The 13,172-nt window shown below is 59.9% G+C and carries 14 protein-coding genes; 9 read left to right on the top strand and 5 right to left on the bottom strand.

Going from position 1 to position 13,172, the window contains the following annotated elements:
* The first annotated feature begins 10 nt into the window (after positions 1 to 10).
* Positions 11 to 244: a 50S ribosomal protein L28 gene (gene rpmB, locus ACZ0A4_RS23230; protein ID WP_007920377.1), complete on the top strand. Its 234-nt coding sequence runs from the start codon at positions 11 to 13 to the stop codon at positions 242 to 244.
* Positions 245 to 255: 11 nt separating this feature from the next.
* Complete coding sequence (gene rpmG / locus ACZ0A4_RS23225; RefSeq protein WP_003177274.1) at positions 256 to 411, top strand: 50S ribosomal protein L33; 156 nt, start codon at positions 256 to 258, stop codon at positions 409 to 411.
* A 180-nt stretch (positions 412 to 591) separates the two neighbouring features.
* Here rpmG and ACZ0A4_RS23220 read toward each other — a convergent pair whose 3' ends face one another.
* Positions 592 to 954 carry a cupin domain-containing protein gene (locus tag ACZ0A4_RS23220; protein ID WP_008086800.1) on the bottom strand — a complete coding sequence of 121 codons (363 nt, stop codon included), beginning with the start codon at positions 952 to 954 and terminating at the stop codon, positions 592 to 594.
* A gap of 240 nt (positions 955 to 1,194) precedes the next feature.
* On the opposite strand from ACZ0A4_RS23220, the gene ACZ0A4_RS23215 reads away from it, so the two are divergent.
* On the top strand, positions 1,195 to 2,688 hold the full coding sequence (locus tag ACZ0A4_RS23215) for an aldehyde dehydrogenase (RefSeq protein WP_463576493.1): 1,494 nt from the start codon (positions 1,195 to 1,197) through the stop codon (positions 2,686 to 2,688).
* Between the two features lie 188 nt (positions 2,689 to 2,876).
* A complete protein-coding gene (locus tag ACZ0A4_RS23210; protein ID WP_463576492.1) occupies positions 2,877 to 4,022 on the top strand; it encodes an MFS transporter in 1,146 nt (381 codons plus the stop codon).
* 87 nt (positions 4,023 to 4,109) lie between these two features.
* Here the strand turns inward: ACZ0A4_RS23210 and ACZ0A4_RS23205 are convergent, their stop codons facing one another.
* Complete coding sequence (locus ACZ0A4_RS23205; protein WP_463576491.1) at positions 4,110 to 5,678, bottom strand: phospholipase D family protein; 1,569 nt, start codon at positions 5,676 to 5,678, stop codon at positions 4,110 to 4,112.
* Positions 5,679 to 5,738: 60 nt separating this feature from the next.
* A complete protein-coding gene (locus ACZ0A4_RS23200) occupies positions 5,739 to 7,160 on the bottom strand; it encodes an aminotransferase-like domain-containing protein (RefSeq protein ID WP_463576490.1) in 1,422 nt (473 codons plus the stop codon).
* Between the two features lie 179 nt (positions 7,161 to 7,339).
* Here ACZ0A4_RS23200 and ACZ0A4_RS23195 point away from each other — a divergent pair, with 179 nt between their 5' ends.
* Positions 7,340 to 7,585: a DUF1127 domain-containing protein gene (locus ACZ0A4_RS23195; RefSeq protein WP_158955560.1), complete on the top strand. Its 246-nt coding sequence runs from the start codon at positions 7,340 to 7,342 to the stop codon at positions 7,583 to 7,585.
* 144 nt (positions 7,586 to 7,729) lie between these two features.
* Here the strand turns inward: ACZ0A4_RS23195 and ACZ0A4_RS23190 are convergent, their stop codons facing one another.
* Positions 7,730 to 9,040, bottom strand: a complete 1,311-nt coding sequence (locus ACZ0A4_RS23190) for an NAD(P)/FAD-dependent oxidoreductase (protein WP_463576489.1) — start codon at positions 9,038 to 9,040, stop codon at positions 7,730 to 7,732.
* Between the two features lie 148 nt (positions 9,041 to 9,188).
* Here ACZ0A4_RS23190 and ACZ0A4_RS23185 point away from each other — a divergent pair, with 148 nt between their 5' ends.
* On the top strand, positions 9,189 to 9,542 hold the full coding sequence (locus tag ACZ0A4_RS23185) for a YkgJ family cysteine cluster protein (RefSeq protein WP_463577618.1): 354 nt from the start codon (positions 9,189 to 9,191) through the stop codon (positions 9,540 to 9,542).
* Positions 9,543 to 9,683: 141 nt separating this feature from the next.
* Here ACZ0A4_RS23185 and ACZ0A4_RS23180 read toward each other — a convergent pair whose 3' ends face one another.
* Positions 9,684 to 10,172 (bottom strand): Lrp/AsnC ligand binding domain-containing protein, encoded by a 489-nt coding sequence (locus tag ACZ0A4_RS23180; protein WP_003177284.1) that lies wholly within the window; start codon positions 10,170 to 10,172, stop codon positions 9,684 to 9,686.
* Positions 10,173 to 10,327: 155 nt separating this feature from the next.
* Between ACZ0A4_RS23180 and dadA the strand changes: the two genes are divergently transcribed.
* From dadA to alr, 3 genes are all read left to right on the top strand, one after another.
* Positions 10,328 to 11,632, top strand: coding sequence for a D-amino acid dehydrogenase (dadA, locus tag ACZ0A4_RS23175; protein ID WP_064389549.1), 1,305 nt, complete (start codon positions 10,328 to 10,330; stop codon positions 11,630 to 11,632).
* Positions 11,604 to 11,957, top strand: a complete 354-nt coding sequence (locus ACZ0A4_RS23170; protein WP_008086784.1) for a RidA family protein — start codon at positions 11,604 to 11,606, stop codon at positions 11,955 to 11,957. The genes dadA and ACZ0A4_RS23170 overlap by 29 nt, the downstream gene beginning before the upstream one ends.
* Before the next feature lie 95 nt (positions 11,958 to 12,052).
* On the top strand, positions 12,053 to 13,126 hold the full coding sequence (alr, locus tag ACZ0A4_RS23165) for an alanine racemase (protein WP_463576488.1): 1,074 nt from the start codon (positions 12,053 to 12,055) through the stop codon (positions 13,124 to 13,126).
* The last annotated feature ends 46 nt before the right edge of the window (positions 13,127 to 13,172 follow it).

Here is a 13,172-nt window from a genome sequence, read left to right as displayed (position 1 = left end):
GGGCTGAGGCATGTCGAGAGTATGTCAAGTTACCGGTAAGGGTCCGGTGACTGGGAATAACATTTCCCACGCAAACAACAAAACCCGTCGTCGTTTCCTGCCGAACCTGCAGCATCACCGCTTCTGGGTTGAAGAAGAGAAACGTTTTGTGCGTCTGCGCGTATCTGCCAAAGGCATGCGTATCATCGACAAGCGTGGCATCACTGTCGTGCTCGCCGAACTTCGCCGCGATGGCAAGATTTAAGGGAGCTAATCATGCGTGAATTGATTCGTTTGATCTCGAGCGCCGGTACTGGTCACTTCTACACTACCGACAAGAACAAGCGTACTACCCCGGACAAAATCGAGATCAAGAAATATGATCCGGTTGTTCGCAAGCACGTGATCTACAAGGAAGGCAAAATCAAGTAATTGATTTTTCCCGACTTACGAAAAAGGCCCGTATCTCACGATACGGGCCTTTTTTGTTGCCTCGATTTTTGTGTCGCCTGTCCTGACGCCTTCGCGAGCAAGCTCGCTCCCACAATGGAATGCGGTAGGAATGTGGGAGCGAGCTTGCTCGCGAAGAGGCCGGTAAAATCAGCGAAAAACTCAGGCCTTCTGTTCGAAGATCACATAGACCTTGCGGCAAGCCTCCAGCACTTCCCAGGTGCCACGAAACCCCGCCGGAATCACAAACCGGTCGCCAACACGCAAGGTCTTGGCATTGCCGTCGCTGTCACGCAGTACCGAAACGCCCTGCAAAATCTCGCAGTATTCGTGCTCGGTGTAATTCACCGTCCACTGCCCAACCGCGCCTTCCCACACGCCAACGCCCATCTGCCCACAAGGGCTATCGTATTGATGAAACACGGCCTGTTCAGGATCACCCTTGAGCACTTTGGCCGGGTCCGGGCGATAGCGTTCGGCTTCGCTGCTGGTAAGGCTGATGTCGACGACGTTCTGGATGTTCATTGTTGTTATCCCCTGTGAATACGGCGCGATGGGCTGGAAAGGGCCAAAGTCTATGTTGATTAAAATCAACACCGCAAGGCCGTATGGCCACCTTATGTCAAATATATTGAAACAAACCCGGTGCCTGGTTTAGGGTGGCGGGTGCCTCTGGCCGAAAAAACCGGCTGGCCGGGCAGAATTCTTGAGGACGCTGGCGAAGATCGCGCGGCGCTCGTATTCAACAAGCGGAGGACACTCGAAATGACCACCCTGACTCGTGCCGACTGGGAACAACGCGCCCGCGACCTGAAAATCGAAGGCCGCGCCTACCTCAATGGCGAATACACCGACGCCGTCTCCGGCGAAACCTTCGAGTGCATCAGCCCGGTCGATGGCCGTCTGCTCGGCAAGATTGCCAGCTGTGACGCCGCCGACGCTCAGCGCGCTGTGGAAAACGCCCGCGCTACTTTCAATTCCGGCGTCTGGTCGCGCCTGGCGCCGACCAAGCGCAAAGCCACCATGATCCGTTTTGCCGGCCTGCTGAAACAGCACGCTGAAGAGCTGGCCCTGCTCGAAACCCTCGACATGGGCAAACCGATCAGCGATTCGCTGTACATCGACGTCCCGGGCGCAGCGCAAGCGCTGAGCTGGAGCGGTGAAGCGATCGACAAGATTTACGACGAAGTGGCGGCGACTCCGCACGATCAACTGGGTCTGGTGACCCGCGAGCCGGTGGGCGTGGTCGGTGCCATCGTGCCGTGGAACTTCCCGTTGATGATGGCCTGCTGGAAACTCGGCCCGGCGCTGTCGACCGGAAACTCGGTGATTCTCAAACCGTCGGAAAAATCCCCGCTGACCGCCATCCGCATTGCCGCGCTGGCCGTTGAAGCCGGTATTCCGAAAGGCGTGCTCAACGTACTGCCGGGCTACGGCCACACCGTTGGCAAGGCGCTGGCCCTGCACAACGATGTCGACACGCTGGTGTTCACCGGTTCGACCAAGATCGCCAAGCAACTGATGATCTACTCCGGCGAATCGAACATGAAACGCGTCTGGCTGGAAGCCGGTGGCAAGAGCCCGAACATCGTCTTTGCCGATGCGCCGGACCTGCAAGCCGCCGCCGAATCCGCCGCCAGCGCTATCGCCTTCAATCAGGGCGAAGTCTGCACCGCCGGATCGCGTCTGCTGGTCGAGCGTTCGATCAAGGATAAATTCCTGCCGATGGTGATCGAGGCGTTGAAAGCCTGGAAGCCGGGCAATCCGCTGGATCCGGCGACCAGCGTCGGTGCACTGGTGGATACGCAGCAGATGAATACCGTGCTGTCGTACATCGAGTCCGGCCATACCGACGGCGCCAAACTGGTCGCTGGCGGTAAGCGCATCCTGCAGGAAACCGGTGGCACTTACGTTGAGCCGACTATCTTCGACGGTGTGAGCAACGCGATGAAGATCGCGCAGGAGGAGATCTTCGGCCCAGTGTTGTCGGTCATCGCTTTCGATACTGCCGAGGAAGCTATCCGGATCGCCAACGACACGCCGTATGGTTTGGCAGCAGCAGTCTGGACGCAAGACATCTCCAAGGCGCACCTGACCGCCAAGGCGCTGCGTGCCGGCAGCGTGTGGGTCAACCAGTACGACGGCGGCGACATGACCGCGCCGTTCGGCGGCTTCAAGCAGTCGGGCAACGGTCGCGACAAGTCGCTGCACGCGTTCGACAAGTACACCGAGCTGAAAGCGACGTGGATCAAGCTGTAAACCGCTGAAGGGAGCCTGATTCAATCAGGCTCCCGAACCAGACAGAGATTCCCTGTGGGAGCGAGCTTGCTCGCGAAAGCGGAGTATCAGTCAGCAGACCTGCTGAATGTGAAACCGTATTCGCGAGCAAGCTCGCTCCCACATTGGTTTTGTGGTGCATATAAAAATAATCCACAGGAGCGTGGAACATGCGTTGGGCGACGTATTTCGCCGTGTTGGCGTCTGTCTTGAGCGTCGGTCTGGCCCTGGGGGTCAGCATGCCGCTGGTTTCTTTGCGCCTGGAAGGCTGGGGTTATGGTTCCTTCGCCATCGGTGTAATGGCCGCGATGCCGGCGATTGGCGTGTTGTTGGGCGCGAAAATTTCCAGCCATTTGGCGGCGCGCTTCGGCACGGCGAACCTGATGCGCCTGTGCCTGTGGGCCGGGGCACTATCGATCGGCCTGCTGGCGCTGTTGCCAAGTTATCCGATCTGGCTGGTGCTGCGTCTGATGATCGGGGTGATCCTGACCATCGTGTTCATCCTCGGTGAGAGCTGGATCAATCAACTGGTGGTCGAAAACTGGCGCGGGCGCCTGGTGGCGCTGTATGGCAGCAGCTATGCGTTGAGCCAACTCTGCGGCCCGTTACTGTTGGGCGCGCTGGGCACCGAGCATGATTACGGTTTCTGGGTGGGCGTCGGCCTGCTGCTGGTTTCGCCATTGTTGCTGCTGGGCCGCAGCGGAGCACCAAGCAGCGAAGCGAGCAGCGTAACGTTCCGTGACCTGTGGGGATTCGCGCGCGAGCTGCCGGCGATTGCCTGGGCGGTGTCGTTGTTCGCTGCGTTCGAGGCAATGATCCTGACGTTGCTGCCGGTGTATTGCCTGCAGCAGGGTTTCACCGCTGAAATCGCCTTGGCGATGGTCAGCACAGTGGTGGTCGGTGATGCGCTGCTGCAATTGCCGATCGGCGCGTTGGCGGACTACCTGTCGCGGCGTACGTTGTTCGCCGGTTGTGCGGTGGTGTTGATGCTGTCGAGCCTGGCGATTCCGCTGCTGCTCGATACGCTGCTGATCTGGCCGCTTTGGGTGTTGTTCGGGGCGAGTGCCGGCGGACTGTTCACCCTGTCACTGATCCTGATTGGCGAGCGTTATCGCGACGATGCGCTGGTGCGGGCGAACGCGCACATTGCGCAGCTATGGGGCGTGGGTTGTCTGGTCGGGCCGCTGGCGGCCGGGGCGGGCAGTCAGTGGATCAACGGGCATGCGTTGCCGTTGTTGATGGCGATTGGGGCGTTTGGGCTGGTGCTGCTGCTTTTGCGTCAGGGGGCGTTTGGGCCCGTAACCGAGACGGCCTGAGATCAAAAGATCGCAGCCTGCGGCAGCTCCTACAGTTGAAATGCATTCTTTCTGTAGAAGCTGCCGAAGGCTGCGATCTTTTGGTTTTTAAAGCATCCGCTCAAGCCCGACAGTGGTGCTGAACCACGCGTTGAATCGTCGCCACCAACTCCCCGGCTCTTTGGTCAGGGTATGCATCTGGCCATTGTCTTCGGTGACCCAGACAATCTGGCCATCCTGTAATTTCGCCTGATAACTCAGCGCTGGCGCCATGCCTTGCAGGGCCAGTTCGCGAACATGTTCGGCAAGCTCCGGGCTGTCGACCAAGACCCCGACTTCGGTATTCCACAGCACCGAACGCGGGTCGAAGTTGAATGAGCCGATAAACGATTTCTGCCGGTCGAAGATCATCGCTTTGCTGTGCAGGCTCGAATCGGACCCGCGAAACGACTTGCTGTAAAACACATGCGGGCCGCTGCCGTAGTTATCACCAGGCTGACGCCGCAATTCATACAGTTTCACGCCGTGCTCCAATAGCGCCTTGCGGTACGGCGCATAGCCCCCATGCACCGCTGGCACGTCGGTGGCTTCCAGCGAGTTGGTCAGTAAGCTCACGGCAACCCCAGCGTCGGCGCGGCCGGTCAGGTACACCAACCCCGGCTGACCCGGTACAAAGTACGCCGAGATCATGATCAGTTCCTTGCTGACACCGCGCAGCTCCGGTCCCAACTGCGTGGTCAGCAGCAATTGCGGATCCGGTTCGCCTTTGGCCAAAACCTTGCTCGGCGCATCCCACAACGCCTGATTCCACGCCCAGATCAGCTCTTTGCGCCAGATGTCCATGCGCGGTTCGGTCTTGAACGTCATCAACTGTTGATACAGCGCATGATTCTGTTTGCGCGTGTCTTCCAGCGACTCTTCCAGGCGTGTGCGGGTGTTCTCCAGGTCCTTGGCGGTCGGTTGGCTGGTAAGGAACTCGTCGATCGGTTTGCTCAGCGCGCTGTTCCAGTACTGGTCGAAACTGTGTCCGAGCTGCTCGGCCACCGGCCCGACACTGAGCATGTCGATGTCGGTGAAATTCAGGTTTGGCTCGGCATCGAAATATTCATCGCCCAGATTACGTCCGCCGACGATGGCCGCACTGTTGTCCGCCAGCCACAACTTGTTGTGCATGCGCCGGTGCTGCAGCGACAGGTTGAACAGGCGTCCGGCTGCGCGCGTGACGCCGGTACTGCGGCCCAGATGCAGAGGGTTGAACAGGCGAATCTGAATCTGCGGATGCGCCGCCAGTGTCGCGATGATCTGGTCGAGGCCATCGCTGGTGGTGTCGTCGAGCAGGATGCGCACGCGCACGCCACGATCGGCCGCCTTGAGCAATTCCTCTACGAGCATCCGCGTGCTGATACCGTCATGGACGATGTAGTACTGCAGATCGAGGCTGGTCTGGGCGTTGCGGATCAGTTCGGCGCGTGCAGTGAATGCCTCACTGCTGTTGGACAGCAGACGGAAACCCGAGCGGCCTTGATAGGGCGCCGCTTGCGCCTGAATCGAGCGGCCGAAGCTGGAATCGGATGCTGGCAGCGCCTGACTGGGCTCACGCGGAACATCAAGGCTGGCACAGCCACTCAGGAACGAGGCGAGTAACAGCAAAGCGAACAGGGGCTGTCTGAAGCTCACGTAGGGTCATTCCGAATGGCGGCTAGGGTCGGCATATGGACGCGGTTCTCTGGAAAAAGGTCAGTCGGCTTCGGCCAGCAATCTGACGGCCGTCTCGCCGACTTTGCGCACCGCTTCTTCGATCTGCGCGGTCGGTTTGGCAGCGTAGTTCATCCGCAGGCAATTGCGGTACTTGCCCGAGGCGGAAAAGATGCTGCCGACGGCAATCTGTACGCCTTGATCGTGCAGTTCACGATTGAGTTTCAAGGTGTCGAAACCTTCCGGCAATTCGACCCACAACATGAAACTGCCTTGCGGCCGGCTGGCGCGGGTGCCTGCCGGGAAATAGCGGGTAACCCAGTCGATCATCAGGTCGCGACTGCGTTGGTATTGCGTGCGCATGCGCCGCAAGTGCGGTTCGAAATGGCCGGCTTTGAGGAATTCGGCGATGGCGATCTGCGGCTGCGGCGCGGTCGATCCGGTGCTGATGTATTTCATGTGCAGCACGCGCTCGAGGTATCGGCCCGGTGCGACCCAACCAATGCGCAGCCCCGGCGCCAAGGTCTTGGAAAACGAACTGCAGAGCAGCACGCGGCCGTCTTCGTCGAAGGATTTGATCGTGCGCGGACGCGGGTAGGTGTAGGCCAGTTCGCCATACACATCGTCTTCGATGATCGCCACGTCGAAGCGCTGCGCGAGGTTGAGCAAGGCACGTTTGCGCGACTCCGGCATGATGTAGCCGAGCGGGTTGTTGCAATTCGGGGTGAGCTGAATGACCTTGATCGGCCATTGCTCCAGCGCCAGTTCCAGCGCTTCGAGGCTGATACCCGTGAGCGGGTCGGTGGGGATTTCCAGGGCCTTCATGCCCAGGCCTTTGAGCGTTTGCATGGCGCCGTGGAAGCTCGGCGAGTCCACCGCAACGATATCGCCCGGCTCGCAGATCGCGTGGATGCTGGTGGACAGCGCTTCGTGACAACCGGTGGTGATCACCAGGTCGCTGGCGCTCAACTGGCAGCCGGAGTCGAGCATCAGTCGAGCGATCTGTTCGCGCAGTTCGAGAGTGCCGTGAATGTTGTCGTAATACAGACCGGGCATATCCTGGCGGCGGCTGATGCGGGCGAGACCGCGCAGCAGCGGTTTCATCGTTGGCGAGCTGATGTCGGGCATGCCGCGACCCAATTGCACGACATCCTTGCGCGGCACCGCGCGAATCAATTCCAACACTTGATCCCACTGCGAAATCTCCACCGGCCGTTGCGCCGGGCGGCCGACGGCGGGCAACTCCGGCAGCTCGCGCCCGACCGGTACGAAGTAGCCGGATTTGGGTTTCGGCGTGGCCAGACCGCTGTCTTCGAGCATGCGATAAGCCTGTTGCACCGTGCTCAGGCTGACCCCGTGTTCGACGCTCAAGGCGCGCACCGATGGCAACCGGTCGCCCGGACGATAGAAGCCGTTTTCGATGCGCGTGCCGAGCAATTCGGCGAGGTTTACGTAAAGGGTCATGGCTCTGCCTCGGTGCAGGTGATTCGATAAACCAGTACAGATGCGGCAAAAATCGACAATTCAGTGGGTAAAGTGGCAAATCTGTATGGAGTTAATACAGTGGCTTTGAATCTGTAATGGTTTTGCTCACCCGCGCATCATGGAATCTCTGGCTACCCAAGTAAACAGGAGCATTGAAAATGAACGGCTTGAGCGATGTGCGGCTGACGTTACACAGTCAGGAACTGGCGGCAGGGCAGAAGGATCGTGCACGCAATGAGATTATGCGTAACGCACCGTCCGGCCTGAGTCGCTGGGATCTGTTGTGGCATCGTCTGCACACGCGCAGGGCGTTGCTGGCGCTGACGGCGGATCAGCTCAAGGACATCGGATTGACCCGTGAGCAGGCGCAGGAAGAGGGGTTGAAGCCGTTCTGGCGGATCTGAGACCTGTATTGTTCTTGCGCGCCCTTTCGCGAGCAAGCTCGCTCCCACAGGGGATCTATGGTGGATGGGAAACTTGTATCCACTGAAGATTAATGTGGGAGCGAGCTTGCTCGCGAAGGCGTTCTTAGGGGCGCTGAAAAGCTGTCAGACCAACTCTTTCATCCGGTGCCACAACATCCCCAACGCCAACAGCGGCGAGCGCAAATGCTTGCCGCCCGGGAAGGTGATGTGCGGCACCTTGGCAAACAGGTCAAACCCACCGCTATGCTGCCCGCTGATCGCCTCGGCCAGCAACTTGCCCGCCAGGTGCGTGGCGTTCACCCCGTGGCCTGAATAGGCTTGGGCGTAATACACATTTGGCTGGTCGGCGAGCCGACCGATCTGCGGCAAACGGTTGGCACCGATGCCGATCATGCCGCCCCACTGATAATCGATCTTCACGCCAGCGAGTTGCGGGAACACTTCGAGCATCTTCGGCTGCATGTAGGCGCCGATATCCTTCGGATCGCGCCCCGAATAATGGCAGGCACCGCCAAACAGCAAACGACGATCCGCCGAGAGCCGGTAGTAATCCAGCGCCACCCGCTGATCACAAACCGCCATGTTCTGCGGCAGCAGGTTGTGTGCTTGCGCTTCGCTCAACGGCTCGGTGGCGATGATATAGCTGCCGGCCGGCAGGACTTTGCCGCTGAGTTGCGGGTTCAGATCATTCAGATAGGCATTGCAGCCGAGCACCAATGTTTTGGCACGCACCGAACCCTGAGCGGTATGGATTTTCACTTCAGGGCCGTAATCGATACGGGTCACTGCCGAATGTTCGAACAGCTGTACGCCCGACTGCTGCGCCGCTGCCGCTTCACCCAAGGCCAAGTTCAGCGGATGCAGATGCCCCGAACCCATGTCGATCAAACCACCGACATAGCGTTTCGAACCGACCACCGTGTGCATTTCGTGGGCTTGCAGCAAACGGGTTTCGTAGCGATAACCGAGGCTGCGCAGTTCTTCGGCGTCTTCGGCAAAGCCTTCGAGGTCGGACGGCTTGTTGGCGAGGTCGCAGTAGCCCCAGGTCAGGTCGCAGGCAATCTGAAAACGCTCAACGCGCTGGCGGACGATTTCCACCGCTTCCAGGCCCATCAGTTTCATCTCGCGCACGCCATCGGTGCCGATGACGTTGGCGAACTGATCAAGACCATGACCGACCCCGCGAATCAACTGTCCGCCATTACGACCACTGGCACCCCAGCCGATCCTGTGTGCTTCCAGCAACACTACGCTGAGGCCGCGTTCAGCCAGTTCCAGCGCCGTGTTCAACCCGGAAAAACCGCCGCCCACCACGCAGACGTCCGCCACTACCTCACCTTGCAGCAGCGGATGATCCGGCTGCGGCAGGCTGCTGGCGGCGTAGTAAGAGGCAACGTGGGGTTGGCTCGCGAAGGTGAAGGCGCGGGCAGTCATGGGCGTCATCCAACGGCTAAGGTGTCGAGAAAATTTGACGGAGCATAAGCCGCACGCCCGAACGTGGGCAACACTGGTCGGCCTGCGGTGTCTGGATCACGGCTTTTGCGGCACAATTGCCGCCTATTTCACCTTGGTCACCGCTTCAATGAGCTGCAACAGCCAGAAAGTCCGCACTTTGCGCCAGCAGATCCCCTCGTTCGAGTGTGTGCCCGGCTGCCACGATTGCTGTGGGCCGGTGACCACCTCGCCGGAAGAAATGGCGCGCCTGCCGCGCAAGACCCGCGCCGAGCAGGATGCGGCGATGGAAGAGTTGAACTGCGTGCATCTGGGGCCGAATGGTTGCACGGTGTATGAAGAGCGGCCGCTGATTTGCCGGCTGTTCGGCACCACCAAAACCTTGCCTTGCCCGAATGAGCGGCGGCCGGTGGAGCTGATTCATCCGCGCGTGGAGAAGCAGATATTCGAGTACATGGCGGCGAATCGGCAGGTGTTGGTGTGAAGCGTTCACTTGGAACCGAGTCGACGCCATCGGTGGCAAGCCAGCTCCCACAGGTTCGGCGTCGAGCGGAAATTTTGTGAACACCCGCAATCACTGTGGGAGCTGGCTTGCCAGCGATGGGGCTTTCAGGCACCACACATCTCAGTCTGGAATGGGAAGGCTCAGGCTCTCTTTCACTTCTTCCATCACGATATAACTCTTCGACTCCCGCACATGCGGCAGCTTCAGCAGAATGTCGCCCAGCAACTTGCGGTACGAGGCCATCTCGGAAATCCGTGCCTTTACCAGATAGTCGAAATCCCCTGACACCAGATGGCACTCCAGCACATGCGGCAGTTTCAGCACCGCGCGTCGGAACTCTTCAAAAGTGTCACCGGATTTGTAGTCGAGGCTGATCTCGACGAACACCAGCAAGCTACCCTTCAAGTGCTGCGGATTCAGCCGGGCGTTGTAGCCCATGATGATCCCCTCGCGCTCCAGACGCCGCACGCGCTCGGTGCACGGCGTGGTCGAGAGCCCGACCTTTTCGCCCAGTTCGGTAAAGGAAATCCGCCCGTCCGCCTGCAGGATCCGCAAGATGTTGCGGTCGATCTTGTCCAGCTCACGTTTGGTCTGAGTGTTGGTACGCATAGGGGATGCGCCTCCGTGAAAAGGGTTTGTGCCGAGAATTGTCGCCAAATATAGGCGCTTATATAGTGAAAAGCACTGGCATTTCTTTTTTACACTGCGCTCATCATTGCTCTAACAACAGACGTGCGCGGCCCTGCCGCGATGAGGGATACAAAATGCGTGTAATGGTCTTGGGTAGCGGCGTCATCGGTACCGCCAGTGCTTACTATCTGGCCCGTGCCGGGTTTGAAGTGGTGGTGGTCGACCGGCAGCCGGCTGCGGCCATGGAGACCAGTTTCGCCAACGCCGGCCAGGTCTCGCCGGGCTATGCCTCGCCGTGGGCCGCGCCGGGCGTGCCGCTGAAAGCGATCAAGTGGTTGCTGCAACGCCATGCCCCTCTCGCGATCAAGGCCACTGCCGACATCGACCAGTACCTGTGGATGGCGCAGATGCTGCGCAACTGCACCGCCAACCGTTACGCGGTGAACAAGGAGCGCATGGTGCGTCTGTCCGAGTACAGCCGCGACTGCCTCGATGAGTTGCGCGCCGAAACCGGCATCGCCTACGAAGGCCGCAGCCTCGGTACGACTCAACTGTTCCGCACTCAGGCGCAGCTCGATGGCGCCGCCAAAGACATCGCCGTGCTGAAAGAATCCGGCGTGCCGTTTGAAGTCCTCGACCGCGCCGGCATTGCCCGCGTTGAACCGGCGCTGGCGGGTGTGACGGACATCCTCGCCGGTGCCCTGCGCCTGCCGAACGACCAGACTGGTGACTGCCAGATGTTCACCACGCGCCTCGCCGAAATGGCGGTGAAACTCGGCGTGGAATTCCGCTTCGGTCAGGACATTCAGAAACTCGACTACGCCGGTGATCGTATCAACGGCGTGTGGATCGACGGCAAGCTGGAAACCGCCGACCGCTACGTGCTGGCCCTCGGCAGCTACTCGCCGCAATTGCTTAAGCCGTTGGGCATCAAGGCTCCGGTGTATCCGCTCAAGGGTTACTCGCTGACCGTGCCGATCACCAACCCGGCGATGGCCCCGACTTCGACTATTCTCGACGAGACCTACAAGGTCGCAATCACCCGTTTCGATAACCGCATCCGCGTTGGCGGCATGGCCGAGATCGCTGGTTTTGACCTGTCGCTGAACCCGCGTCGACGCGAAACCCTGGAGATGATCGTCAACGACCTTTATCCTCAGGGCGGCAATCTGGCCGAGGCAAGTTTCTGGACTGGCCTGCGTCCGACCACCCCGGACGGCACGCCGATCGTTGGCGCTACACCGTTCAAGAACCTGTTCCTCAACACCGGTCACGGCACCCTCGGTTGGACCATGGCGTGCGGTTCCGGTCGTTTGCTGGCCGACCTGATGGCGAAGAAAAAGCCACAGATCAGCGCCGAAGGCCTCGATATTTCCCGTTACGGCAACAAAATTCAGGAGTCCGCAAAACATGTCAATCCAGCGCCAGCTCACCAATGAGCGCATGAGTCAGATCGTCAGCCACAACGGCACCGTGTATCTGGCCGGACAGGTCGGCGACGACTTCGACGCCGGGATTGAACAGCAGACCCGCGACGTACTGGCCAATATCGAGCGTTTGCTTGATCTGGCCGGCACCGACAAACAACACCTGCTGTCGGCGACGATTTACCTGAACGGCATCGATGAGCACTTCGCCGGGATGAACTCGGTGTGGGATCAGTGGCTGCCAAAGGGTGCCGCTCCGGCCCGCGCCACCGTCGAAGCGAAGATGGCCAAACCGAGCATTCTGGTAGAAATCTCTATCGTCGCCGCGCTGCCGTAAGCCATTGTAAAGATCCCTCTCCCGGCGCTGTTGGCGGTTCACGTCGTCAGTCGGCGCCGGTTTTTCTTCCCATGACCGCCTAGAAGTCTGCCGCCATGCGTCCTGCCCGTGCCCTGATCGACCTAGAAGCCCTGCGCCACAACTACCGAATTGCCCGAGAAGTCACCGGCGCCAAGGCGTTAGCGGTGATCAAGGCGGATGCCTACGGCCATGGCGCAGTGCGTTGCGCGCAGGCGCTGGAAGCCAAGGCCGATGGTTTTGCCGTCGCCTGCATCGAGGAAGCCTTGGAGTTGCGCGCGGCCGGCATCAAGGCCCCGGTATTGTTGCTCGAAGGCATCTTCGAAGCCGATGAGCTGGCGCTGATCGTCGAGCATGATTTCTGGACCGTAGTGCATTCGCTGTGGCAGCTCGAAGCGATCGAACAAGCAGCCCTGAGCAAGCCGATCACCGTGTGGCTGAAGCTCGATTCGGGCATGCACCGCGTTGGCCTGCATCCTAAGGATTATCTGGCGGCTTATCAGCGTCTGCTGGCCAGTGGCAAAGTGGCGAAAATCGTCTTGATGAGTCACTTCGCCCGCGCCGATGAGTTGCACGAACAGAGCAGCGCCGATCAGGTAGCGGTGTTCGAAGCGGCGCGTCAGGGCCTGGCCGCTGAAGTCAGCCTGCGCAACTCGCCGGCCGTGCTCGGTTGGCCACAGATTCACAGCGACTGGGTGCGCCCGGGCATCATGCTCTACGGCGCAACCCCGTTCGAAGAAGCCAACGCCGTGGCTGATCGCCTGCAACCGGTGATGACCCTGGAGTCGAAAGTCATCTGCGTTCGTGAACTGCCCGCTGGCGAGCCGATCGGCTACGGTGCCAAATTCATCACTGACAAACCGATGCGCATCGGCGTGGTCGCCATGGGTTACGCCGATGGCTACCCGCGTCAGGCGCCGACCGGCACGCCGGTTTTGGTGGCTGGCAAGCGCAGCCGCATCCTCGGGCGCGTGTCGATGGACATGCTTTGCATTGATCTGACGGATGTGCCGGAAGCCGACCTCGGTTCTACCGTCGAATTGTGGGGCAAAAACATTCTCGCCAGCGAAGTGGCGCAGTGGGCTGACACCATTCCGTACCAGATTTTCTGCAACCTTCGTCGAGTGCCAAGGCTCTATTCCGAGGGTTAAGGCCGCTGCGGGGGCCAAGTGTTGTAAATACTGAACGCTGTCGCCA

It is taken from the genome of Pseudomonas sp. AC172 (assembly GCF_979258595.1).
Note: the sequence above shows the minus strand (reverse complement) of the source record. Positions and strands in the feature narration are given on the sequence as shown.

Coding starts and splice junctions, on each gene's coding strand:
- rpmB (WP_007920377.1), top strand. CDS start 11: ATGTCGAGAGTATGTCAAGTTACCGGTAAGGGTCCGGTGACTGGGAAT.
- rpmG (WP_003177274.1), top strand. CDS start 256: ATGCGTGAATTGATTCGTTTGATCTCGAGCGCCGGTACTGGTCACTTC.
- ACZ0A4_RS23220 (WP_008086800.1), bottom strand. CDS start 954: ATGAACATCCAGAACGTCGTCGACATCAGCCTTACCAGCAGCGAAGCC.
- ACZ0A4_RS23215 (WP_463576493.1), top strand. CDS start 1,195: ATGACCACCCTGACTCGTGCCGACTGGGAACAACGCGCCCGCGACCTG.
- ACZ0A4_RS23210 (WP_463576492.1), top strand. CDS start 2,877: ATGCGTTGGGCGACGTATTTCGCCGTGTTGGCGTCTGTCTTGAGCGTC.
- ACZ0A4_RS23200 (WP_463576490.1), bottom strand. CDS start 7,160: ATGACCCTTTACGTAAACCTCGCCGAATTGCTCGGCACGCGCATCGAA.
- ACZ0A4_RS23195 (WP_158955560.1), top strand. CDS start 7,340: ATGAACGGCTTGAGCGATGTGCGGCTGACGTTACACAGTCAGGAACTG.
- ACZ0A4_RS23190 (WP_463576489.1), bottom strand. CDS start 9,040: ATGACTGCCCGCGCCTTCACCTTCGCGAGCCAACCCCACGTTGCCTCT.
- ACZ0A4_RS23185 (WP_463577618.1), top strand. CDS start 9,189: ATGAGCTGCAACAGCCAGAAAGTCCGCACTTTGCGCCAGCAGATCCCC.
- ACZ0A4_RS23180 (WP_003177284.1), bottom strand. CDS start 10,172: ATGCGTACCAACACTCAGACCAAACGTGAGCTGGACAAGATCGACCGC.
- dadA (WP_064389549.1), top strand. CDS start 10,328: ATGCGTGTAATGGTCTTGGGTAGCGGCGTCATCGGTACCGCCAGTGCT.
- ACZ0A4_RS23170 (WP_008086784.1), top strand. CDS start 11,604: ATGTCAATCCAGCGCCAGCTCACCAATGAGCGCATGAGTCAGATCGTC.
- alr (WP_463576488.1), top strand. CDS start 12,053: ATGCGTCCTGCCCGTGCCCTGATCGACCTAGAAGCCCTGCGCCACAAC.